Origin of the sequence: Pseudoduganella sp. UC29_71 (genome assembly GCF_042693265.1) — a bacterium.
In the GTDB taxonomy this organism is placed as follows: Bacteria; Pseudomonadota; Gammaproteobacteria; order Burkholderiales; family Burkholderiaceae_D; genus Rugamonas.
Map to the genome: position 1 here is coordinate 2,290,938 of NZ_CP170549.1, position 23,968 is coordinate 2,314,905.

Annotated in this window: 19 protein-coding genes; 3 read left to right on the forward strand and 16 right to left on the reverse strand. The window is 64.1% G+C overall.

All coding sequences use genetic code 11. The features are described from left to right. Positions 1 to 85: 85 nt before the first annotated feature. Positions 86 to 1,138 (reverse strand): tRNA 2-selenouridine(34) synthase MnmH, encoded by a 1,053-nt coding sequence (mnmH, locus tag ACFJI2_RS10015; RefSeq protein ID WP_377704855.1) that lies wholly within the window; start codon positions 1,136 to 1,138, stop codon positions 86 to 88. Next, positions 1,135 to 1,776: an arylesterase gene (locus ACFJI2_RS10020; RefSeq protein WP_107979508.1), complete on the reverse strand. Its 642-nt coding sequence runs from the start codon at positions 1,774 to 1,776 to the stop codon at positions 1,135 to 1,137. Before ACFJI2_RS10020 ends, mnmH begins: the two co-directional genes overlap by 4 nt. A gap of 49 nt (positions 1,777 to 1,825) precedes the next feature. Between ACFJI2_RS10020 and ACFJI2_RS10025 the strand changes: the two genes are divergently transcribed. After that, complete coding sequence (locus ACFJI2_RS10025; protein ID WP_377705816.1) at positions 1,826 to 2,527, forward strand: ABC transporter ATP-binding protein; 702 nt, start codon at positions 1,826 to 1,828, stop codon at positions 2,525 to 2,527. Here ACFJI2_RS10025 and ACFJI2_RS10030 read toward each other — a convergent pair. Beyond that, entirely contained in the window at positions 2,524 to 4,062 is a 1,539-nt protein-coding gene (locus tag ACFJI2_RS10030; protein WP_377704856.1) for an NAD(P)H-hydrate epimerase, read from the reverse strand. The genes ACFJI2_RS10025 and ACFJI2_RS10030 overlap by 4 nt on opposite strands. Positions 4,063 to 4,298: 236 nt before the next feature. Between ACFJI2_RS10030 and ACFJI2_RS10035 the strand changes: the two genes are divergently transcribed. After that, entirely contained in the window at positions 4,299 to 7,895 is a 3,597-nt protein-coding gene (locus tag ACFJI2_RS10035; protein WP_377704857.1) for a hydantoinase B/oxoprolinase family protein, read from the forward strand. Positions 7,896 to 8,031: 136 nt separating this feature from the next. Here the strand turns inward: ACFJI2_RS10035 and ACFJI2_RS10040 are convergent, their stop codons facing one another. Next, a complete protein-coding gene (locus ACFJI2_RS10040; protein WP_377704858.1) occupies positions 8,032 to 9,669 on the reverse strand; it encodes a tetratricopeptide repeat protein in 1,638 nt (545 codons plus the stop codon). Beyond that, positions 9,669 to 11,363: a response regulator gene (locus ACFJI2_RS10045; protein ID WP_377704859.1), complete on the reverse strand. Its 1,695-nt coding sequence runs from the start codon at positions 11,361 to 11,363 to the stop codon at positions 9,669 to 9,671. The genes ACFJI2_RS10040 and ACFJI2_RS10045 overlap by 1 nt, the downstream gene beginning before the upstream one ends. 249 nt (positions 11,364 to 11,612) lie before the next feature. Between ACFJI2_RS10045 and purL the strand changes: the two genes are divergently transcribed. After that, positions 11,613 to 15,671 (forward strand): phosphoribosylformylglycinamidine synthase, encoded by a 4,059-nt coding sequence (gene purL, locus ACFJI2_RS10050; protein WP_377704860.1) that lies wholly within the window; start codon positions 11,613 to 11,615, stop codon positions 15,669 to 15,671. A gap of 114 nt (positions 15,672 to 15,785) precedes the next feature. Here purL and ACFJI2_RS10055 read toward each other — a convergent pair whose 3' ends face one another. The 11 genes from ACFJI2_RS10055 to ACFJI2_RS10105 all read right to left on the reverse strand — a co-directional run bounded on the left by ACFJI2_RS10055 (position 15,786) and on the right by ACFJI2_RS10105 (position 23,762). Beyond that, a complete protein-coding gene (locus ACFJI2_RS10055) occupies positions 15,786 to 15,971 on the reverse strand; it encodes a 4-oxalocrotonate tautomerase (RefSeq protein WP_107869104.1) in 186 nt (61 codons plus the stop codon). Between the two features lie 9 nt (positions 15,972 to 15,980). Beyond that, the gene (locus ACFJI2_RS10060; RefSeq protein ID WP_377704861.1) at positions 15,981 to 16,760 is read right to left on the reverse strand and encodes a class II aldolase/adducin family protein; all 780 of its coding nucleotides are present in this window, start codon (positions 16,758 to 16,760) and stop codon (positions 15,981 to 15,983) included. A 78-nt stretch (positions 16,761 to 16,838) separates the two neighbouring features. Beyond that, positions 16,839 to 17,402, reverse strand: coding sequence for a DNA alkylation repair protein (locus tag ACFJI2_RS10065; protein ID WP_377705817.1), 564 nt, complete (start codon positions 17,400 to 17,402; stop codon positions 16,839 to 16,841). Continuing rightward, a complete protein-coding gene (locus tag ACFJI2_RS10070; protein ID WP_377704862.1) occupies positions 17,357 to 17,497 on the reverse strand; it encodes a DNA alkylation repair protein in 141 nt (46 codons plus the stop codon). Before ACFJI2_RS10070 ends, ACFJI2_RS10065 begins: the two co-directional genes overlap by 46 nt. Before the next feature lie 102 nt (positions 17,498 to 17,599). Beyond that, a complete protein-coding gene (locus ACFJI2_RS10075; RefSeq protein ID WP_377704863.1) occupies positions 17,600 to 19,126 on the reverse strand; it encodes a methyl-accepting chemotaxis protein in 1,527 nt (508 codons plus the stop codon). Positions 19,127 to 19,239: 113 nt separating this feature from the next. Next, complete coding sequence (locus ACFJI2_RS10080; protein ID WP_377704864.1) at positions 19,240 to 20,016, reverse strand: peptidyl-prolyl cis-trans isomerase; 777 nt, start codon at positions 20,014 to 20,016, stop codon at positions 19,240 to 19,242. Positions 20,017 to 20,106: 90 nt separating this feature from the next. Beyond that, on the reverse strand, positions 20,107 to 20,886 hold the full coding sequence (locus ACFJI2_RS10085) for a peptidyl-prolyl cis-trans isomerase (RefSeq protein WP_107869099.1): 780 nt from the start codon (positions 20,884 to 20,886) through the stop codon (positions 20,107 to 20,109). A gap of 94 nt (positions 20,887 to 20,980) precedes the next feature. Beyond that, the gene (locus ACFJI2_RS10090) at positions 20,981 to 21,253 is read right to left on the reverse strand and encodes a BolA family transcriptional regulator (RefSeq protein ID WP_082616005.1); all 273 of its coding nucleotides are present in this window, start codon (positions 21,251 to 21,253) and stop codon (positions 20,981 to 20,983) included. Then, positions 21,250 to 21,882: a septation protein A gene (locus ACFJI2_RS10095; protein WP_377704865.1), complete on the reverse strand. Its 633-nt coding sequence runs from the start codon at positions 21,880 to 21,882 to the stop codon at positions 21,250 to 21,252. The genes ACFJI2_RS10090 and ACFJI2_RS10095 overlap by 4 nt, the downstream gene beginning before the upstream one ends. An 18-nt stretch (positions 21,883 to 21,900) precedes the next feature. Continuing rightward, positions 21,901 to 22,299: a peptide-methionine (R)-S-oxide reductase MsrB gene (gene msrB, locus ACFJI2_RS10100; protein WP_377704866.1), complete on the reverse strand. Its 399-nt coding sequence runs from the start codon at positions 22,297 to 22,299 to the stop codon at positions 21,901 to 21,903. A 14-nt stretch (positions 22,300 to 22,313) separates the two neighbouring features. Beyond that, complete coding sequence (locus ACFJI2_RS10105) at positions 22,314 to 23,762, reverse strand: YdiU family protein (RefSeq protein ID WP_377705818.1); 1,449 nt, start codon at positions 23,760 to 23,762, stop codon at positions 22,314 to 22,316. Between the last annotated feature and the right edge of the window lie 206 nt (positions 23,763 to 23,968).

Genomic DNA, 23,968 nt, shown 5'->3' on the forward strand with positions numbered 1-23,968 from the left:
CCTGCGGGCGGCCCAGAAAATGGGGTCAGGGTTAATTATTTGGGAAATATTTCCTGAATAATTAACCCTGACCCCATTTTTTTGCTTAGGGGTGGAGCTGGCGGGCGGCGGCGAGCAGGTCGCCGGGGGCGATGCCGGGGAGTTCGAGTACCAGGGCGTCGGCGATGCGGGGGAAGTTGCGGCCGATGGAGCGGGTGTAGGCGGGGTCGTAGTGCTCGGCCAGCAGCGCTTCCACCAGCTCGGGCATTCGGCCTGCGCTGGCCAGGCTTTGCCAGTTGCTGATCTTTTCGTTGCCGTGCAGCGAGGCCAGGTAGCCCAGCTGTTCGTTGAGAGGGCCGGCGTCCTGCGTGTAGTGCTGGTAGTCTTCCATCAGCAGCTGCACGCGGTGCGCGCGCGAGAGCTGTAGCGAGATGCAGCGCGCGGCGCGGATCTGCTCCATCAGCGCGCCCGGCACGCGCAAGGCGCCCACCTTCTTGCTCTCGGATTCGACGAACACCGGCAGCGCCGGGTCGAAGCGGTGCAGGCGGTCCCAGATGGCGGTCTCGAAGGCTTTCTGGGTCGGCTGCGGCTGGCTGGGCAGGCCGCCCAGCACGGAGCCGCGGTGCGCGGCCAGCTGTTCGAGGTCGAGCACTTGCGCGCCTATCGATTCCAGCGTTTGCAGCAGGCGGCTCTTGCCGCTGCCAGTGGTGCCGCAGACGACGCGGAAGTCCAGCGCCGGCGGGTTCTCCAGCGCGCTGCTGACGAACTGGCGGAAGTCCTTGTAGCCGCCGTCGAGCTGCACCACCGGCCAGCCTATCTTGGCCATGATGTGGGCCAGCGAGCCGCTGCGGTTGCCACCGCGCCAGCAGTACACCAGCGGCCGCCATTCGCGCGGCTTGTCCAGCCACAGCGCGTCGATGTGGGCGCTGATGTTGCGCGCCACCATGGCGGCTCCCATCTTGCGCGCTTCGAAGGAGTTCACCTGCTTGTAGGTGGTGCCGACCTGGACGCGTTCATCGTCGTCCAGCACCGGGCAGTTGATGGCGCCGGGCAGATGGTCGAGCGCGTATTCGGAGGGGCTGCGCGCGTCGATGATGGCGTCGAATTCGTCGAGGCGGCTGGCGATGTCGGCGAAGCGCAGGATTTCAGGATATTTCATTTTGCTTTCAGTAGCGGCTGCAGGTGCGGCCAGATGTTGCCGAGGATGATGGGATGGGCGGATGCCAGCGGGTGCAGGCGGTCGGCCTGGAACAGTTCGGTCTTGTCGGCCACGCCGTCGAGCATGAAGGGCGCCAGCGGCGCTTTCACGTCCTTGCTCAGCGCGCCGAACATGGCGAAGAATTTGTCGGCGTAGTCGCGGCCGTAGTTGGGCGGCATGCGCATGCCCACCAGCAGCACCTGCGCGCCGGCGCCGCGCGCCTGCGTGACCATGGCGCGCAGATTGGCTTCGGCGGCGGCCACGGGCAGGCCGCGCAGGCCGTCGTTGGCGCCCAGTTCGATGACGACGATGGCGGGCTTGTGCTTGCTCAGCAGCGCCGGCAGGCGGGTGCGGCCGCCGCTGGTGGTCTCGCCGCTGACGCTGGCGTTGACGATGCGCGCGTCGATTTTCTGCGCCTGCAGTTTTTGTTCCAGCAGCGCTACCCAGCCGGCGCCGCGCGCCAGGCCGTATTCGGCAGACAGGCTGTCACCCAGCACCAGCACGGTTTTTGGTGCAGAATAGGCGCTTGCGGCGGCGCTGAACAAGAACAGCGCCACCACCGGTAGTAGAACCTGACGTAATTTTTTCAAGAAGACCATGCCCGAATTTCCTAAAGCGTCCAGCAATTTCATTCCGGATTCGCCGTCCATGGCGGACAGCGGCAGTGTGCGGGCCGCCGCGCCGGGCCAGGCGGCCATCGTGGTGGCGGGCCTGAGCAAGCGCGTGGCCGATGCCAGCGGCGAGCTGACCATTCTGCACAGCGTGGATTTTACCGTGCAAAAGGCCGAGACGCTTGCTATCGTTGGGGCGTCCGGTTCGGGCAAGTCCACCTTGCTGGGCCTGCTGGCCGGCCTGGACTCGCCCAGCACGGGCAGCGTGCATCTGGACGGCAGCGACATCTATGCGCTGGACGAGGACGGCCGCGCGGCCGTGCGCAAGGCCAAGCTGGGTTTCGTGTTCCAATCCTTCCAGCTGCTGGCGCACCTGACGTCGCTGGAAAACGTGATGCTGCCGCTGGAGCTGGCCGGCGATGCGGATGCGCGCGCCAAGGCAGAGGCCATGCTGGGGCGCGTGGGTTTGTCGAGCCGTTTGAAGCATTATCCCAAGTATCTGTCTGGCGGCGAACAGCAGCGCGTTGCCCTGGCGCGTGCCTTCGTGGGCGAGCCGCCGCTGCTGTTTGCGGACGAGCCGACCGGGTCGCTGGACGCGGCCACCGGCGAAGCGGTGATCCAGCTGATGTTTGAGCTGAACCGCGAGCACGGCTCCACGCTGGTGCTAGTGACGCACGACCCATCCATCGCAGCCCGCTGCGGCCGCGTGATCACCATCGCGGCCGGGCGCATCGTTTAACGGGTGTGGCCGTGGTGCTGGACCATGCGGTTCAGTGCCGTGCGGATGGCCGGTATCAGTTCGCCGGCGGTGAGGCCGATCGGCCCCATGCCTTCGGTGACCATCACGTCTGCCGCCATGCCGTGCAGCCAGACCGCAGCCAGCGCCGTTTCCCATACCGGCCATCCCTGGGCCAGCAGGCTGCCGCACAGGCCCGCCAGCACGTCGCCAGTGCCCGCTGTGGCCAGCGACGGGTTGCCCGTGGTGTTGATGACCACGTGGCCGTGCGGCTCGGCCAGCACCGTTCCCGATCCCTTCAGCACGACGACTGCCCGCATGCGTGCCGCCAACTGGCGCGCGGCGGCGGGACGGTCTGCCTGTACCTCCTGGACCGAGAGGCCCAGCAGGCGGGCCGCCTCCAGCGGATGCGGCGTCAAGATCGCACCGCCGATCGCGGCCCGCGCCCGCGCATCCGCATCGGCGCCGGTTTCCGCACCCGGGCCGCTGGGAGCCGCGGGCTTCCATGGCGCAGCGTTGGCATTGGCGGCGTTAGCCGCGCCGGCGTTGCCGCCACCCGCTCCAGAGCGCTCGGCCAGCGCAGCTTGCAGCGACGGATAGGCCGCCAGCAGATTGAGCGCGTCCGCATCCAGCACCATCGGGCTGCGGCTGCCGATGGCGCGCGCCAGCAGCGCCTGCGCATTGGAGGCGCTGCCGAGGCCTGGGCCGGCCACCACCACAGCGCTGTCGAAGTCGAAGTCGTCCGCCTGGCGGCACATCAGTTCCGGATAGGCGCTGTCGTAGGGCGGCGCTTTGTCGGCGAAACAGGCGTAGACGCGGCCCGCTCCGGTCAGCAGCGCGGCGCGCGCGGCCAGTATGGGCGCGCCCGCCATGCCGCTCGCGCCGCCCAGCACCGCCACGCTGCCGTAGCTGCCCTTGTGCGTATTGTGGCGCCGCGCGTGCACGTGGCGCACGAAGAACTTCACGTCATTCAGATGCTGGCGGGACGGCTGGAACAGCGACGCATCCAGGTCCAGCCGCGAAATCTGCACCAGTCCGGCGTGGTCGCGGCCGTCGCAGGTATGCAGGCCCGGCTTGTCGCCGATGAAAGTGACCGTGTGCGTGGCGCGCATCGCGATGCCGTGCGGCCCGACGATGGCCCCGGTGTCGGCGTCCAGCCCGCTCGGCACATCCAGCGCCAGCCGGGAGCAGTGCAGGCCATTTACCGTTGCCACCAGCGCGCGCAGATGCCCCTCGAGCGGGCGCTTCAGGCCGATGCCGAACAATCCGTCCACCACCAGGTTCCACTCAGCGGTGGCAATCGCCTCCAGGCTCATCTCCGCGAAAGTGGCTGCGCTGGTGCGCGCCCGTTGCAGCGCGTCCTGCCGCTCTTGCGAGGAAGGCGCGCCGCTGTCGAAATGCAGGATCGTGACCTGGGCGCCGGCATAGGCCAGGTGGGCTGCGGATTCCAGCGCGTCGCCCCCGTTGTTGCCGGGGCCGGCCAGCACCAGCACCGCGCGCGCGGCTGGTGGAAAACGGCAGCAGATCCAGCGCCGCATTGGCCCCCGCCTGGCCCGCCCTCTGCATCAGTGCGCCCGGCGGCAGGCGCTGCGCGGCGGTGTGTTCGATCAGGCGGATTTCAGCGACGGTGTACAGTGGATTCATGGCCAGCCATAGCAGTGGGGGTGATGTCATTCTAGCATTGAAGCGGCGCCGCCGATGCGTGCTCAAATCGTGCCACCCAAGCATTGCCATGCACACTACAATAAGCGCTTCTCGCATAGCTGGAGGTAGCATGGACTGGCAGTTCTGGATCGATCGTGGCGGCACATTCACCGACATCGTGGCGCGCATGCCCGACGGCAGGCTGCGCACGCACAAGCTGCTGTCCGAAAATCCCGAACAGTACCGCGACGCGGCGATTGCCGGCATACGCCATTTGCTGGGCGTGGCGGCCAGCGAAGCAGTGCCGGTGGCGCAGATCGGGGCGGTAAAGATGGGCACCACAGTGGCCACCAACGCGCTGCTCGAGCGCAAGGGCGAACCCACGGCGCTGGCCATCACGCGCGGCTTCCGCGACGCGCTGCGCATCGCCTACCAGAACCGTCCGCGCCTGTTCGACCGCCACATCGTGCTGCCGGAGCTGCTGTACAGCCACGTGGTGGAGATCGACGAGCGCATGGGCGCGCATGGCGACGTGGTGCAGGCGCTGGACGCCGAGGCTGCGCGCACCGGGCTGCAGGCGGCTTACGACAGGGGGCTGCGCTCGCTGGCCATCGTGTTCATGCACGGCTACCGCTACAGCGCGCATGAAGCGGCGGTGGCGGCCATCGCGCGCGAGATCGGATTCACGCAGGTATCGGTATCGCACCAGGTAAGCCCGATGATGAAGCTGGTGGCGCGCGGCGACACGACGGTGGTCGATGCCTACCTGTCGCCCATCCTGCGGCGCTACGTGGACCAGGTGGCCAGCGAGCTGCCGGGCGTGAACCTGCAGTTTATGCAATCCAGCGGCGGCTTGACGGACGCGCGGGCCTTCCAGGGCAAGGACAGCATCCTGAGCGGCCCGGCGGGCGGCATCGTCGGCATGGTGCGGGCCAGCCGGCTGGCGGGCTTCGAGCGCATTATCGGCTTCGACATGGGCGGCACATCCACCGACGTGTCGCACTTCTCGGGCGATTTCGAGCGCGTGTTCGAGACCCAGGTGGCGGGCGTGCGCATGCGCGCGCCGATGATGAGCATCCACACCGTCGCAGCCGGCGGCGGCTCCATCCTGCACTTCGACGGCAGCCGATTCCGCGTCGGCCCGGACAGCGCGGGCGCCAATCCCGGACCGGCCAGCTACCGGCGCGGCGGACCGCTGGCGGTCACGGACTGCAACGTCATGCTGGGCAAGATCCAGCCCGAGTACTTCCCCAAATTGTTCGGCGCGGATGGCAAGCAGGCCCTCGACGCGGCCGCCGTGCGCGAACGCTTTGCCACAATGGCGGACGAGATCAGCGCGGCGACCAGCACTGTGGCTACGCCCGAGCAGGTGGCGGCCGGCTTCATTGAAATCGCCGTCGGCAATATGGCCAACGCCATCAAGCAGATCTCCGTCCAGCGCGGCCACGACGTGACTGAATACACACTGACCAGCTTCGGCGGCGCGGGCGGCCAGCACGCCTGCCTGGTGGCGGACGCGCTGGGCATGAAGACGGTCTTCATCCACTCGCAGGCGGGCGTATTGTCCGCCTACGGCATGGGCCTGGCCGACCAGACCGCAATGCGCGAAGCGGCGGTCGAAACCAGACTGGCGGACGGCGGCGAGCAAGCGCTGTCCGAGCGCCTTGACGCATTGGGCGAAGAAGCGCGCAATGCACTGCTGCGGCAGGGCGTCGCCGCGGAACGCATCTCGCTGATCCGCCGCGTGCACCTGCGCTACGAAGGCACCGACTCCGCCCTGATCGTCCTGTTCGATACCAGCGACAGCATGACAGCGCAGTTCGAGGCCGCGTACAAGAAACGCTTCTCCTTCCTCATGCAGCACAAACCGCTGATCGTGGAGGCCGTGTCGGTGGAAGCCGTCGGCGCCTCAGACGCACCTGTGGAAGAGCCGCCCGAGCAGACCCCGCGTGACGGCCTGCAGCCCTCGGCCCTCGTACCCATGTTCGCGGCAGGCGCCTGGCGCGACACACCACTCTACAAGCGCGAAGACACGCGCATCGGCGACACCATCTCGGGGCCGGCCATCATTGCCGAAGCCAACGCCACCACCGTGGTGGAACCGGGCTGGCAGGCCGTCGTCACCCCGCACGACCACCTTGTGCTCACGCGCGTGGAAGCGCTGCCCGAGCGGCGCGCCATCGGCACCACGGCGGACCCCGTGATGCTGGAGATATTCAACAACCTCTTCATGTCCATCGCCGAGCAAATGGGGCTGCGGCTGCAGAACACCGCCTACTCGGTCAACATCAAGGAGCGCCTCGACTTCAGCTGCGCCATCTTCGACGCCGACGGCAACCTGATCGCCAACGCGCCCCACATGCCGGTGCACCTCGGCTCCATGGGCGAGAGTATCAAGACCGTGATGCGCGAGAACGCCGGCAGGATGCACACCGGCGATGTCTACATGCTGAACGACCCCTACAACGGCGGCACGCACCTGCCGGACGTAACGGTCATCTCGCCGGTATTCAACGAAGAGGGCAGCGAGATCCTGTTCTACGTCGGCTCGCGCGGCCACCACGCCGACATCGGCGGCACCACGCCAGGCTCGATGCCGCCCGACTCGCGCAGCATTGAAGAAGAGGGCGTCTTGATCAACAACTTCAAGCTGGTTGACGGCGAGGCAGGCGGCCAGCTGCGCGACGCAGAAACGCGCGCCTTGCTGGCCGGCGCCCCCTACCCGGCACGCAATCCCGACCAGAACATGGCCGACCTGCGCGCCCAGGTGGCCGCCAACCAGAAGGGCGTGGACGAACTGCGCAAGATGGTGGCGCACTTCGGCCTGGACGTGGTGCGCGCCTACATGGGCCACGTGCAGGACAACGCCGAGGAAGCCGTTCGCCGCGTGATCGGCGCGCTGCACGACGGCAGCTACACGCTCAAGCTGGACAACGGCGCACAAATCCAGGTCGCCGTGCACGTCGACCGGGCTGGCCGCAGCGCCGAAATCGACTTCACCGGCACCTCTGCGCAGCTGGACAACAACTTCAACGCACCGTCGGCCGTGTGCATGGCGGCCGTGCTGTACGTGTTCCGCACTCTGGTGGACGACGAGATCCCCCTCAACGCTGGCTGCCTGAAGCCGCTGCGCGTGCTGATCCCGCCGGGCTCCATGCTCAATCCCCATTACCCGGCGTCGGTCGTATCGGGCAACGTCGAGACCTCGACTTGCATCACCAACGCCCTGTACGGCGCCCTGGGCGTGCTGGCCGCCTCGCAAGGCACGATGAACAACTTCACCTTCGGGAACGCGCGCTACCAGTACTACGAGACGATTAGCGGCGGCTCCGGCGCGGGCGAAGGCTTTGACGGCACGTCGGTGGTGCAGACCAACATGACCAACTCGCGCCTGACCGATCCCGAAATCCTGGAGTTCCGCTTCCCCGTGCGTTTGGAGAGCTATGAGATCCGCGAAGGCTCCGGCGGAGCAGGGCGCTGGCGCGGCGGCAATGGCGGTGTGCGCAAGGTACGCTTCCTGGAAGCGATGACGGCAGCCATCCTCTCCAACAACCGCCTGCACGCCCCGTTCGGCATGGCCGGAGGCCAGCCGGGCCAGGTCGGCCGCAACCTCGTGCAGCGCGCCGGCGGCCGCATCGAGCAGCTCGGGCACATCGGCAAGACCGACATGGCGCCGGGCGACGTCTTCATCATCGAAACCCCCGGCGGCGGCGGCTACGGCGCCTAGCTGGCTCTGCATAATAATGGGGTCAGGTCCGGCATCACGCCACTGTGAACGGGGTCAGATCCGGCATTACGCCACGGGCTCGACCATTTTACGGCTGAGCACGTGGCGCGATGCCGGACCTGACCCCGGAGGGGGCTCAGGCGGTGGTGGAGATGCCGTATTTGCGCTGGGTGGCGCTGTATTGCTGGAGGAGGATGTCGAAGTCGGGGTTGCCGCCGTCGATGCGGCGCAGGCGCTCGAGCAGTTGGCCGGCTTGTTCGCCCAGCGGGGCTTCCCAGCCGAGCTCGTCGAGCTGGCGCACGATGGCGCTGGTGGCGGCGTATAGCACGGGCAGGTTGCCGGGGCTCTTGCGCAAGGCCATGTTGAGCGAGCTGACCGCGGCGCGGTGGTCGCCTTGCTCCAGATGACCGGCGGCGCTTTCCAGCAGCTCTTGCACCTGGTGCGTGATCTGCTCGCCGATGCCGCGCGCGAGGTCGTGCCGGCCGGCCTGCTCGAATACGCCGACCGCCTGCTCCATAGACAGGCCGCTTTCACTGTCGTTCATCATGTCGATGACGACGCCGGCAGCGTCCTTGTCGAGTTTGTGCTTGAGGCAGCTTTGCACGAGGTTCAGCTTGAGCGGGCTGGATAGTCCCTTGGCTTGCGAAACGGCGGCCACGGCGTTGCTCAGTTCGGTCGCGGCGGCCGTGTCGTTGCCGGTCAGGTCCAGCAGCAGGGCGGCCGAGATGGCGCGGCACACTTCGGTGTTGGCGTTGCCGCGCAGCGAGCGTTCCAGGTCTCGGATCACGCCGCTGGCCTGGTTGGCGTCGCCTTTCTTGACCAGCGCGCGCACCAGGTTCACGTGGTCTTCCGGGTCGCGGAATTCGGAGTACTTGGCCTTGGCCACCACTTGCTTGAAGGCTTTTTCAGCCGCGCCGATGTCGCCCGTTTCGTAGGCGACGGTGCCCAGGTGGCGCAGGCGGCTCACCATGTGCGGCGAGATCGCCACCGCATCCTCCAGCACTTTCTTGGCCTGGACCGCCTGGCCCAGCGCTTCGTGCGTGCGCGCCAGCAGGTCGTAGGCGGCCATGTACTTGGGGTTTTGCGACAGCAGCTTGTCCAGCGTGAGCAGGGCGTCGTCGTAGCGCTGGGCAGCGTATTGGCAGCGCGCCAGGCCCAGGTGCGCCCAGCCTATCGGCCGTCCGGCCAGGATGGTGTGATAAGTCAGCTCGGCCTCGGCCAGCTGGCCTTCGCCAAAGTACAGCTCGGCGCGCAGGCGGGCGAAATCGGTGGCGTGGCGCGGATGGTTCGCTTCGGCCGCCGACGAGGCGGCTATGGCGCCGCGTACGTCGCCCTGGCCGATCTTCTCGTAGATGGGCAGGAAGGCCGTGCGCCGGCCTACGGCCTTGGCTATCCGCTGCAGCAGCACTTCCACCGTGAACGGTTTCAGTATGTAGTCCGACGGCAGCAGCTCGGCGGCGCTGACCACTTTGCCGTACACGCCTTCGGAGGTGAGCATGATGAAGATGGTCCAGGGGCCGATCAGCTTGTGGTGGCGCAGGTCTTCCAGCAGCTGCTGGCCGTCCTGGCCGTTGTCGCTGCTGCCGCTGCCCAGGTCGTACTCGCACAGCACCAGGTCGTAATTCTTCTTGCCCAGCTGGCGGATGGCCGTGCCGGAGCTGACCGCGTCGTCGATGCGGGTGATGCCGGACTGGTTCAGCATGTTGCGCAGGCTGGCGCGCATGCCGGGATTGGGGTCCACCAGCAGGACGGAGAGTTCGGCGTAGTCTTGCATCAGCGGGACTCGGCGGTGGCCGGCACAGGCGCCGGACTGGGTGGGGGCGCGGCAGAGGCGGCCACGGCGGGCGCGTATTTCTGCCGCACGGCGGCGTACTGGGCGATCAGGCCGGGCAGCAGCGGGTGGGCCGGGTTGTCGTCGCGGATGCGGCGCAGCAGGCCGGTGCACTGCACGGCCAGCGTGGCGTCCCAGCCCAGGTCCATGATCTGGCGCAGCATGGCGGTGGCGGCCACGGTCCACAAGCCCTTGTGGTCGGGCCGCTTGCGCAGCGCCTGCTGCAGCACGTCGACCGCGCCGGCCAAGTCGGCATTGCGGCTCTTTTCGGCGGCTTCGCGCACCATGGCGTCCACTTCCAGGTCCAGCTGCTGGTCATAGCTGCGCGCCACGTCTTCGCGGCCGGCTTGCGCGCACAGGCTGACCACGTCGGCCGCGCTGATGCCGCTGTCGGGGTCCCTGGTCAGTTCGCCGAACAGCACGGCGGCCTGTTCGTCCATGCGGTTCACCAGGCAGCTGTGCGCCAGCCCGAGCTTGATGTTGCTGGACATGCCGGTGGTCTCGGACAGCAGCGCCATGGCCCTGGCCAGTTCGGCCGCCGCCGCTTCCGGCTTGCCGTTCAGCTCCTGCAGCATGGCGGACGAGTAGGCGCGGCACACGTCCACGTCCGGGCCGCTGCGCAGCGAGCGTTCCATGTCGCGGATGACGGCGGAGGCGCCGCCGGCGTCGCCTTTCTTGACCAGCGTGCGCACCAGGTTCACATGGTCGGCCGGGTCGCGGAACTCGGAGTACTTGGCCTTGGCCACCACCTGCTTGAAGGCCTTTTCGGCCGCTTCGATGTCGCCGGTGGCGTAGGCCACGTCGCCCAGGTTGCGCAGGCGGGACACCATGTGCGGCGAGATGGCGACGGCGTCCTGCAGCACCTGCTGCGCCTCCTGGTCCTTGCGCTGGGCGCGCAGCACCTGGGCCAGCAGGTCGTAGGCCGCCATCAGCTTGGGGTTGTCGGCGATCAGCGACTCGAGCTGCGCCTGGGCGTCCGGGTAGCGCTTCAGCGCGAATGCGCAGCGCGCGCGCCCCAGCAGCGCCCAGCCCAGCGGCTTGTTGGCGACGATGCCGGCATAGGCCACCTCGGCCTCCGGCAGGCGGTCCAGGCTCACCAGCAGCTCGGCGCGCAGGCGGGCGTAGTCGGTGGCGTAGCGCGGCTGCGCGCTTTCGTTGGCCAGGCAGGCCGCGATGGCTTCGCGCGCCTTGCCCTGGCCTATCATCTGGTACACCGGCAGGAAGGTGGCGCGCCGCTCCAGCGCGCGGCCGATGCGCTGCGACAGCACGTCCACGGTGAACGGTTTCAGGATGTAGTCGGTCGGCAGCAGTTCAGCGGCGCTGACCACCTTGCTGTACACGCCCTCGGAGGTGAGCATGATGAAGATGGCCCACTGGCTGATGACGCGGTGCAGCCGCAAGTCTTCCAGCAACTGCTGGCCGTCCTGGCCCACCTCGTTGCCGCCGGCGCTGCCCAGGTCGTACTCGCACAGGATGACGTCGAAGTCCCGCTTGTTCAGCGCCCGGATGGCCGTGCCGGCGCTGACGGCGTGTTCCACCTTGGTGATGTTCACCTGGGTCAGCATATTGTGGACGCTGGCGCGCATACCCTGGTTCGGGTCGACGATCAGGACCGACAGGTTGCTATAGTCTGGCATCTTCTTTCTTTCAAGCCGGGCATACTTCTTTCCAGCATACTCCATGGAACGGGAAAATTGCCGAAAAACGATAAAAATGTTGCTTCGAGGGCACTGCTCGGCCGTTCCCGGCCATATCCTGGCAGGAATAAGCTGTCTAGCGGACCCTGCCCGAGGAGGGGCTAACAGGGTATAATGCCGGGCAAAGGATTTTAGCCGCACAGATTTCTTCTTTAATCCGCAGCCTCGCTGCTCAACCACCTCCCAACCATGTTGATTTTGCCGGGTTCTAACGCCCTGTCTGCATTCCGTAGCCAACGCCTCCTCACTCAACTGCAAGCCGTGCTGCCCGCCATTACGGCTGTGCAAGCGCGCCACCTGCACTTCATCGACGCCGCCGCGCCGCTTTCCAGCGAAGACACCAGCCGCCTGCAAGGCTTGCTGACCTATGGCGAACCTGCCCAGGCCGAACTGGCCGACGGCGGCGCAGTCGAAGAATTTGTCGTGATCCCGCGTTTCGGCACCATTTCGCCATGGGCATCCAAGGCCACCGACATCGTGCACAACTGCGGCATGGCCCACATCAAGCGCGTTGAGCGCGGCGTGGCCTACCGCATCCACCTGAAAGCCGGTTTCCTGGGCAGCAGCATCGGCGCCGGCAAGATGAGCGCAGAGCAGGCCGAGGCCGTGGCGGCACTGCTGCACGACCGCATGACCGACTCCGTGCTGCGCCACGCCGACGAAGCCGCCGGCCTGTTCCGCACGCTGGAAGCGAAGCCGCTGGAATCGATCGACGTGCTGGGCGCCGGCAAGCAGGCGCTGGACAAAGCCAATACCGACCTCGGCCTGGCCATGTCGGAAGACGAAGTGGACTACCTGCACGAGGCCTTCACCAAGGCCAAGCGCAATCCAACCGACGTGGAACTGATGATGTTCGCGCAGGCGAACAGCGAGCACTGCCGCCACAAGATCTTCAACGCCGACTGGACCATCGACGGCGAAGCGAAAGACAAGTCGCTGTTCAAGATGATCAAGAACACCCACGAGAAGCAGCCCAAGGGCACCATCGTGGCCTACAGCGACAACTCGTCCATCATGGAAGGCGCCGTGGTATCGCGCTTCTTCCCGCAGGGCGCCGGCCAGGAATACGCCGCCACCACCGAGCTGACCCACACTTTGATGAAGGTGGAAACCCACAACCACCCGACCGCGATTTCCCCGTTCCCTGGCGCCTCCACCGGCGCCGGCGGCGAGATCCGCGACGAGGGTGCGACCGGCCGCGGCGCCAAGCCGAAAGCCGGCCTGTGCGGTTTCACCGTGTCGAACCTGATGATCCCGGGCGCCGTGCAGGCCTGGGAAAACGCCGCTTCCGTGACTGCGCCGTACGCGCAGCGCAGCAGTGACGCAAACTCGTCCAAGGCCTACGGCAAGCCCGACCGCATCGCCTCGCCGCTGCAGATCATGATCGACGGCCCGCTGGGCGGCGCCGCGTTCTCGAACGAATTCGGCCGCCCCGTGCTGGGCGGCTACTTCCGCACCTACGAGCAGAACGTCGGCACGCAGACGGCCGGCACGCCGGACACCGTGTACGGCTACCACAAGCCCATCATGATCGCCGGCGGCATCGGCAACATCTCCGGCCAGCACACGCACAAGAACGACATCCCGGTCGGCAGCCTGCTGATCCAGCTGGGCGGCCCGGGCATGCGCATCGGCATGGGCGGCTCGGCCGCCTCGTCGATGGCCACCGGCACCAACACCGCCGACCTGGACTTCGACTCGGTCCAGCGCGGCAACCCGGAAATGGAACGCCGCGCACAGGAAGTGATCAACGGCTGCTGGCAGCTGGGTCCTAAGAACCCCATCATCTCCATCCACGACGTGGGCGCGGGCGGCCTGTCCAACGCCTTCCCGGAAATTACCAACGACGCCAAGCGCGGCGCGCTGTTCGACCTGCGCAAGATTCCGCTGGAAGAATCCGGCATGGCGCCGAAAGAAATCTGGTCCAACGAGTCGCAGGAACGCTACGTGCTGGCCATCGCGCCAAACGACCTGCCAGCCTTCAAGGCCATGTGCGACCGCGAGCGCTGCCCGTTCGCCGTGGTGGGCACCGCCACCGAAGAACGCCAGCTCAAGCTGATCGACGATGAAATGGGCAACAGCCCGGTCGACATGCCGATGGACGTCCTGCTGGGCAAACCGCCCAAGATGCAGCGCGACGTGCACCATGTGCAGAACGACTACCCGGCCATCGACCTGACCGGCATCGAACTGGAAGAAGCCGCCAAGCGCGTGCTGCTGCTGCCTACCGTGGGCGACAAGTCCTTCCTGATCACCATTGGCGACCGCACCGTGGGCGGCATGTCCGTGCGCGACCAGATGGTCGGCCCATGGCAGGTGCCGGTGGCCGACTGCGCCGTGACCGCCATGAGCTACGAAGGCTACCTGGGCGAAGCGATGGCGATGGGCGAGCGCACCCCGCTGGCCGTGATCGACGCCCCGGCCTCCGGCCGCATGGCTGTCGGCGAAACGGTGACCAACCTGGCCGCCGCGCCGATCCGCTCGATCGAAGACATCAAGCTGTCCGCCAACTGGATGGCCGCCTGCGGCCAGCCGGGCCAGGACGCCGCCCTGTACGATACCGTGCAGGCCGTGGGCATGGAACTGTGCCCGGCGCTGGGCATCTCCATCCCGGTGGGCAAGGACTCGCTGTCCATGCGCACCACCTGGAAAGATGAAGGCGAGAGCAAGGCCGTGATGTCGCCGGTATCGCTGATCGTCTCCGGCTTCGCGCCGGTGTACGACGTGCGCAAATCGCTGACCCCGCAGATCCGCATGGACGCGGGCGACACCGTCATGATCCTGATCGACCTGGGCCGCGGCAAGAACCGCATGGGCGCCTCCGCGCTGGCGCAGGTGATCGGCCAGCTGGGCAACGAAGCGCCGGACGTCGACAGCGCGGAAGACCTGAAAGGCTTCTTCGCCGCCATCCAGCAACTGAACCAGGACGGCAAGCTGCTGGCCTACCACGACCGTTCCGACGGCGGCCTGTTCGGCACGCTGACCGAAATGGCCTTTGCTGGCCGCGCCGGCCTGTCGATCAACCTCGACATCCTGACGCTGGACGCCGGCCACGGCGCCGACCAGGGCGACGCCAAGAACTGGGCCGCGCAGATCGGCGAGCGCCGCAATGAGCAGACGCTCAAGGCGCTGTTCAACGAAGAACTGGGCGCCGTGGTACAGGTGCGTGCCGACGAGAAATCGCTCGTCATGGACGTGCTGCGCTCGTTCAACCTGGGCGCATGCAGCCACATCATTGGCAAGCCGAACGACCGCGGCGTGATCGAATTCACGCGCGACGCCAAGACCATCTACAGCCAGCAGCGCTTTGAACTGCACCGCCTGTGGAGCGAAACCAGCTGGCGCGTGTCGCGCATGCGCGAAAACCCAGCCACGGCGGACGCCGAATACGACCGCCTGCTGGACCTGGCCGACCCGGGTATCTCGCCGAAACTGACGTTCGACCCGTCGGAAAACGTGGCCGCGCCATTCCTGGCCACCGGCGTGCGCCCGCGCGTTGCCATCCTGCGCGAGCAGGGCGTCAACTCCCACATCGAAACCGCGTGGGTCATGCACCAGGCCGGTTTCGCGGCGGTGGACGTGCACATGAGCGACCTGATTGCCGGCCGCGTCAAGCTGGACGACTTCCAGGGCATCATCGCGGTGGGCGGCTTCTCCTACGGCGACGTGCTGGGCGCCGGCGAAGGCTGGGCCAAGTCCATCCTGTTCAACCCGGGGATGGCCGAGCAGTTCGCGCGCTTCTTCGGCCGCAGCGACACCTTCGGCCTGGGCGTGTGCAACGGCTGCCAGATGATGAGCAACCTCAAATCCATCATCCCGGGCGCGCACGCGTGGCCGAAGTTCACCACCAACAAATCCGAGAAATTCGAAGCACGCTTCTCGATGGTGGAAGTGCTGGACTCGCCGTCGATCTTCTTCCAGGGCATGGCCGGCACGCAAACCGCCATCGCCATCGCCCACGGCGAAGGCTACGCCGACTTCTCGCAGACCGGCAACATCGGCGAAGCGATCGCCGCGCTGCGCTTCATCGACAACAAAGGCGCCGCGACGGAAGCCTACCCGTACAACCCGAACGGCTCGCCGCAAGGCCTGACGTCGGTCACGACGGCCGACGGCCGCTTCACGGTGATGATGCCGCACGCCGAGCGCGTGTTCCGCAGCGTGCAGCAATCGTGGCACCCGGAGTCGTGGGGCGAAGACTCCCCATGGATGCGCATGTTCCGCAACGCCCGCAAGTTCATCGGCTAAAACGGAAAGCCGGGCACGCCCGGCCCCCACCAACCTAAAATGGGGTCTAAAATGGGGTCAGGGTTAATTAATTTGGAAACATTTCCAAATTAATTAACCCTGACCCCATTTTTTTTATTCTTCAGACCAGAGGCGGCCGGCGGTGGCCCAGTGTTCTTTTTTGATTTCGTGGATGAGCACGTCCACGGATTCGGGCGTGGCGCCCAGCGTGGCGCAGGTGGCTTCCGTGATGGCTTTGACGAAGGCGCGTTTTTGTTCCGGCGTGCGGCCTTCGAAGAGTTGGACGTTGATGGTCGGCATAGGAACTCCTCAGGTGCGGTAAAGGGGATGGGTGGCGTCTAGCTGGCGCAGCAGGGCGGGCCATTCGAGGCCGCCCTCGGGCGCGCCGTCGCCGACCAGCTCGCGGTGCGCCTTGATGCAGACGGCTTCGCTGGGCTGGCGCAGCGGCATGCAGGCGGATTGGGCTAGCAGCTGCAGCTTGCAGGCCTGGTCCAGCGTTTGCATCAGGACGAAGGCTTCGCCGATGGTGCGGCCGATGGTCAGGCTGCCGTGGTTGCGCAGGAGCATGGCGGGGTGCTGGGCCAGGTTGGCGGTCAGCCGGGCTTGCTCGGCTGGCGTCATGGCCAGGCCTTCGTAGTCGTGGTAGGCCAGCTCGCCGTAGAAGCGCAGGGCGTAGGGCGACAGCGGCTGCAGGCCGGGGCCTTGCATGCCGACCGCGATGGCATTGGCGTTGTGCAGGTGCATGACGCAGGCCGCGTCGGGCCGGGCGGCATGGACGGCGCCGTGCAGGGCGAAGCCGGGCCTGTTGATCGGATGCTGGGGACGGCAGACGATATTGCCGTCATGGTCGACTTTGACGAGGTTCGATGCGCGGATTTCGTCGAAGCGGAATCCGAAGGGGTTGATTAAATAATGGCCGGGTTCACCGGGCACGGCGGCGGAGATGTGGGTATATATGCCGTCATCCCAGCCGAATTGCGCGCATAGCTGGTAGCAGGCGGCGAGGTTAATTCGGGTCTGCCATTCGGCGGGACTGGTGATGCCGGGCGGCGCTATCGCGGCGCGGGCGGGTGTAGAGAGTCTGTCCATTCGGACAGATTAGCATATTGTTCAGGGTGCGTTGACGCGCTCGCGTAATGGCAGCCATGCGCCTGGGCATATATCGGTTTATAGATGTTTATTGGCTTCGCGGTAGCTGAGCGCGGATAGTGTGCTTTTATTTTGTTGCGTGAATTGGCGGACTTGCTCCGGGGCGTGGCGCGCATAATCACGCAACGCCCATCCGATTGCTTTCTGGATGAAGAATTCCTTTTCGTGCGCCAGCTTCAGGCAATAGGAATATAGGCGGGTACTATCGGTCTTTTCGCGCCAGCCTAACTGGTGCAATAGCGCTATCCGGCGCATCCAGAAATTCTCATGAGTTAATGCCTGGTCCATATAATCGTGGTGACCCCGCAATACGTCACCTGTTATCGTTGCCAATGCGTCGACAGTATCCCACCAAGATTTTTTCTGCACGAGCATCAGCAGGGCGGGGATATCGCGCATTTGCAATTCCTTGTTATGCATGCTTAGCAGATCGAGTGCGACGTATTGATATTCGCGCTCGGGAAGTTCCCATAACTCATTCGCGAGCGCGAGCAGGCTGGCAGCGCCAGCCCCTTTTAGTTCGCGCAGCTGGCCTTTTAACTCTGAGCGGCGCAGGGGGGGGGAATGCCGAGGTATTCGAATTGCTCTCGCATATACGTGCGCATCGCCTTTGCGCGTTCCGGATCGGCAATGGAGAGCAGGGCGGCTTGCGCTTGCTGGATGAATTCGGTCTTCATAGCCTTAAAGTATGCCAGAAGCTGGCTTGATCGTGCTGGATTCTGGTGTCGCCAGGACGAAAAAAGGGCGCTCCGCAGAGCGCCGCGCTTTGCAGCAAGGGATTAGAGTTTGAAGCGGCTGACGACCTGCGCCAGATTGGCTGATTCGTCTTGCATCGACGCGGCCGCTGCTGCGGCTTCTTCGACCAGCGCGGCGTTCTGCTGGGTTACCTGGTCCATCTGGCCTATGGCGATATTCACCTGTTCGATGCCGGCGGTTTGTTCCTGGCTGGCGTGGCTGATCTCGGCCATAATATCCGTCACGCGTTTGACGCTATTCACAATTTCCTGCATTGTAATACCGGCCTGGTCGACCAGGCGGCTGCCGGTATCCACTTTTTGAACCGAGTCGTCTATCAGTCCTTTAATTTCGCGCGCAGCGGCGGCGGAGCGTTGCGCCAGATTGCGGACTTCCGATGCGACTACCGCGAATCCCCGGCCTTGTTCGCCTGCGCGTGCGGCTTCCACAGCCGCATTCAAGGCCAGGATATTGGTCTGGAAAGCAATGCCGTCAATAACGCCGATAATATCGACGATCTTGCGTGAGGAGTCGTTAATGGAACTCATGGTTTTAACGACTTCGTCCACGACATCACCGCCTTTAATCGCCACTTCGGATGCAGATGCAGCCAGGCCATTCGCCTGGCGCGCATTATCTGCATTCTGTTTTACCGTGGCGGTAATTTGATTCATCGAGGAAGCGGTGCGGCCGAGCGAACCGGCTTGCTCTTCGGTGCGGTTGGATAAATCCAGATTCCCGGACGCGATTTCCTGCGAGGCGAGGGCTATCGTATCGGTGCCAACGCGGATTTGTTGCACCATGGCCGCCAGGTGATCCTGAATCCGCTTAATCTCAAAAAGCAGGCTGCTGTTGTCGCTAGCCGCAGTGTCGATTTTCACTGAGAAATCGCCGCTGGCAATGCGGTGCGCGGTTTTGGCGGCGTAATCCGGCTCGCCACCCAATTGCTGCATTACATTGCGGGCCAGCCAGATGGCGATACCGGCGCCGATCAATACGGCAAAGACGCCAAGCGAAATGCTGATGAGCAGCATGCGGTGGGTGGATTCCACCACGGCCGCCTTGGTCTCGTTGACCTCGGCGTTCTTTTGCTTGATGAACTCCAGCAGCGGGGTGCGCATCTCGCGCCACACGGGCGTTTCTTCCTTGTTCAGGGTGACGATGGCCGCCGCCTGGTCTTCCTTGGCCAGCGTGGCGACCTTGGCTTGCAGCGTCGCTTGCTTGTTGCGCAGTTCGGCAACTTTCTCGAACATGGGCAGGATGGGGGGATTGCCGCTCGCCAGCGCGAGCGCGGTGTTGCTGTGCTCCTTGAAGGCGGCGCCGGCATCTTCCAGGTTCTTGTGGCCGGTCTTGTTGGCGGGGTCGAGCACCACGTTGCGCAGCGCCTGGCCCATTTGCAGGCCTTGCGCGTACATATTGGTGGCAGTCATGAGCAGCGCCTGGTCCTGCTCCAGGAAGCCCTGGAAGCGGTTTTTTGCGGCCTGCATGCCCTGCAAGGCGACGCCGAGTGCGCACACGAAGAACAGGCATACCAAGCCCATGCACAGCGTCATTTTTGATTTCAGATTCACGGAAGCTCCCCCTGGTTATTTTATTGCCGTACGACAATAGTAAACCGGCTTCCGCAAATAAAAAATGGCACTTTGGTGCAAGTGCCATTTTGGATACAACTTTTAAACGCAAATTACTGGATCTTGGCTTTCTTGATCAGCTCTTCGCGGTAGGCTGCAACCTTTTTCTGGGTCAGCGCTTCGGCAACCTGACCTTTGACTTCGTCCAGCGATGGCAGCTTGGCGGCGCGCGAGCCTTCCAGCTTGATGACGTGGTAGCCGAACTGCGATTTCACCGGGGTTTCGGTGATCTGGCCGTCCTTCAGGGCCACCATGGCGTCCGAGAATGGCTTGACGTAGGACGATGGGGCGGCCCAGTCCAGGTCGCCGCCGTTGTTGGCGGAGCCGTCTTTCGACTGCTTGGCCAGCTCTTCGAACTTGCCGCCGGCTTTCAGCTTGGCGATGATGTCCTTGGCTTGCTGTTCGGTTTCCACCAGGATGTGGCGGGCGTGGTATTCCTTGTCGCCGACCTGTGCCTTGTACTTGTCGTATTCGGCTTTGATTTCAGCGTCGGAAACCGGGTTCTTCTTCACGTAGTCCGCCAGCATGGCGTTGATGATGATGCTTTGACGGGTGTTTTCCAGGGCCGCTTTCACGTCGGCACGGGTACCCACGCCTTGCTTGTCGGCTTCCTGGATCAGCACTTCGCGGCCGATCAGGTCTTTTTTGATCGCTTCGCGCAGTTGCGGCGAATCGGCTTGTTTGCCCTGGGCGACGACTTGCTTGACGATGGCTTCAACTTTCGAAGCTGGAATGGCTTTGCCATTCACGGTTGCAACGTTTTGTGCGAATGCCGGTGCGGCGACGACAGCGGTCAGGGCTAACAACAGGCGGGCTGGCTTGAAAATCATTATCACATCCTATAAAAAACACGGGAGCGCGGTGCGCAGAGCCCAAATAATAGCGGCGCCACAAGGGCGCCGTTCCTAACTGCTGACTAATTACTGTACTTTGGCTTTCTTGACCAGTTCTTCCTGGTAAGCCTGCAGCTTCTTCTGGGTCAGCGCGTCCGCGATTTGCGGCTTCACCTCGTCCAGGGTGGGCAGCTTGGCTTCGCGGACGTCGTCCACTTTGATCACGTGGAAACCGTTCGGGGTCTGCACGGCTTTCTCGGTGACCTGGCCTTTTTGCAGGGCCACGAAGGCGTCCGAGAACACTTTAGGGAAGGACGACGGGGTTGCCCAGTCCAGGTCGCCGCCGTTGGCTGCGGAGCCGGTGTCTTTCGAGGTCTTGGCCAGTTCTTCGAACTTGGCGCCGCCTTTCAGCTTGGCGATCACAGCGTTCGCTTCGGCTTCGGTTTCCACCAGGATGTGGCGCACGTGGTATTCCTTGTTGCCGGTTTGTGCAACGAATTTGTCGTACTCAGCCTTGATGTCGGCGTCCTTGACCGGGTTCTTCTTCACGTATTCGCCAACCAGGGCGTTGATGAAGATGGCCTGGCGCGCGTTTTCCAGCTGGGCCTTGACGTCGGCGTTCTTGGCGTAACCTTGCTTTTCCGCTTCCTGCATCAGCACTTCGCGGCCGATCATTTCTTTCTTGATGGCTTCACGCAGCTGCGGCGAATCTGGCTGCTGACCTTGGGCAACAACTTGCTTGACCACTGCATCCACGCGCGACGACGGGATAGCCTTGCCGTTCACGACGGCCAGGTTCTGGGCAAAAGCGGGGGCCGCAACAGCAGCGATAAGTGCGATCAGCAGACGGGCTGGCTTCAAATTCATTATTTCAAATCCTAATGGGTAAAGTTCTTAATTGCGGAGAGCCGGATTTTGTTTGATCGCATTGTCTCTCATTGTTTCCAAATCTCCGCGCATATCATACTTCAGACGGTGCCAGTGCGGTAATGGCCAATGCGTGTATCTCCCCACGCATCATATCGTGCACGGAATCATACACGAGTCGATGTCTTGTGACGAGTTTAAGGCCTTCGAATTTATCGGAAACGATACGCAGCTGGTAATGGCCTCCGCCGGAGGCTGCTCCCGCATGTCCGGCGTGCAGCGCGGACTCGTCTTCCAGCACCAGTTCAGCGGGCTGGAGCGCGGCGCGCAGGCGCTCTTCTATCTTGGCAATGCGCGGGTCGGTCATACTTCTTCGTCCTTCATGTATTTAGCGAGGTAAATAGTCTGGACGATAATGAAGGCGAAAGTCAAACCGGTGGTGCCGAAGGCTTTGAAGCTGACCCAGGACGCGGTATCGGACTTGAACAGCACGAACGCGACGAACAGGTTGATAAAGCCGAGCGCGGCAAAGAAGGCGGTCCAGGACAGGTTCAGCTTTTCCCACACCTCGTCCGGCAAGGTCAGCTGCGAGCCCATGGCTTTGCGGATCAGGTTGTTCTTGAACCAGTAGCGCGCCGCCAGCAGGCCCACCGCGAAGCACCAGTAAATCATGGTCGGCTTCCACTTGATGAAGATCTCGTCGTGGAAGTAGATGGTCAGGCCGCCGAACACCACGAACAGGAACAGCGACAGCCACAGCATGAAATCCACTTTGCGGCCGCGCACTTTCAGGTAGACGATCTGGGCCGCATTGGCCAGGATGCCAGCCAGCGTGGCGATCACCATGGGTGCCTGGTCGGCCGTGACGGAGCCGCCCGACAAGATGCCGCTCATATACGTGTTGACGAAGGCTTGCGCCGCTTCCGGGTGCATGCCGCCCAGTTTGTAGCAGGCGAAGAAGACCAGCAGCGGAAGGAAGTCGAACAGGATTTTCATGGCGAGGCCGTATTGTTTTTAATCTTGTGGATCGAAGCGCAGCGAGGCGGAGTTAATGCAGTAGCGCAAGCCGGTGGGAGGCGGGCCGTCCGGGAAGACGTGACCCAGGTGGGCGTCGCAGACGGCGCAAATAATCTCAGTGCGCAGCATACCATGGGAGCGGTCCACCACCTCGGTTACGTTGGCCGGGTTGAGCGGCTCGAAATAGCTCGGCCAGCCGCAGCCGGAATCGAATTTGGTGTCGGACGCGAACAGCGGCGTGTTGCAGCATACGCAAGTGTAAATGCCGTGCTCGTGATGGTCCCAAAACTTGCCGGTGAAGGCGCGCTCGGTAGCCGCGTGGCGCGTGACTTGGTATTCCATCGGGTCCAGCTGGGCACGCCATTCCGCGTCTGACTTGATGACTTTATCGCTCATGATTTAAATCTTTCTCAAGAAGAACAGCTCACTTCCAAATGACTGGCCCAGTCCGGTGGAAGGGCCGCGTATTTTTCATTCTCTGGCTGTTCGTCGAATGGGCGCAGCAAAACTGACAGTAAACGCTCTACTTCAGTAAAGTCTTTATTTTGCGCCTTTTCAATTGCTATCTGCGCCAGATAATTGCGCAGCACGTATTTGGGGTTGACGGCATCCATTGCAACTTTCCGGGCCGCATCGTCGCTGTGCTCGGCGCGCAGCCGGGCGCGGTAGCGGTTGGCCCAGGCGTCGAACGCTTCGCGGTTGATGAATTCATCCCGGAGATCATGATCGGGTTCGTCGGTGTCGGTCTTGAGATTGCTCAGCGTGCGGAAGAACTGCGTAAAGTCCGCGTGGTTTTCCTGCATGAGGGCGAACATGGCGTCCATCAGTTCGCGGTCGCCGTCCTGCGTGGTGGCCAGGCCCAGCTTGGCGTGCAGCAGGGCGTCCATTTTGGCCGCGAAGGCCGGCTGATAGACGTCCAGTGCGGCCTGGGCGGCGGGAATCTCGTTGATCAGCGGCAGCAAGGCCTGGCCCAGCGCGTAGCAGTTCCAGTGGCCGATCTGCGGCTGCATGCCGTAGGAATAGCGGCCTTGCTGGTCGGTGTGGTTGCAGATGTGGCCGCTGTCGAACGCTTCCATGAAGCCGAATGGGCCGTAGTCCAGCGTCTCGCCCAGAATCGACATGTTGTCGGTATTCATTACGCCGTGCATGAAGCCAACTGCCTGCCACTGCGCCATCAGTTCGGCCGTGCGGCGCGTCACTTCGGCGAGAAATGCCGCGTATGGGTTCTCTTCCGCGCGCACTTGCGGATAAAAGCGGTCTATCACGTAGTCGGCGAGAATTTTCAGCTCATCCGGCTTCTGGCGGCTGGACCAGTGCTCAAAGGAGCCGAAACGGATGAAAGTGGGCGCCATACGCAGGACAACAGCCGACGTTTCCACCGTTTCGCGCACGACGCCCTGATCCGATCCGGTCACGGACAGCGCGCGCGAAGTGGGAATGCCGAGCGCGGCCATGGCTTCGGAGCACAGGAATTCGCGGATCGACGAGCGCAGCACGGCGCGGCCGTCGCCCATGCGGGAATAGGGCGTCAGGCCGGCGCCTTTCAGCTGCAATTCCATCGGGCCGTTGGCCGTGGCCACATCGCCCAGCAGGATGGCGCGCCCGTCGCCCAGTTGGCCGGCCCAGACGCCGAACTGGTGGCCGGAATACACGGCCGACAGCGGCTGGGCGCGCTCGGGGATGGCGTTGCCGGCCAGGATGTCGATGGCCTGCTGCTCGGCCAGCGCCGTGGCGTCCAGGCCGATCAGGGCCGCCGCCGGCGGGCTCACCGCAACCATGTAGGGCGCGGGCAGCGGCGTCGGCATCAAACGGGTGTAGAAAGAGGGCGGGAGACTCGCGAACGAGTTGTCCAGGGGCAGCTTATTAATAGCGGTTCCAGTGGCGATGGGTGAAATCCAAATTTTAACGCACAGTGGCGATTCTAGGCGGTGGCGCCGGCATTGCCATTGCCGTTACACTTGGTAACGCTAGCAATGTGGTGTTTGCTGCGCCGCAGCATGGAAACAGTTTGACGAAAATAGCACGGACGTACGAATATGGGTTCAACAGCAATATCATAAAAACA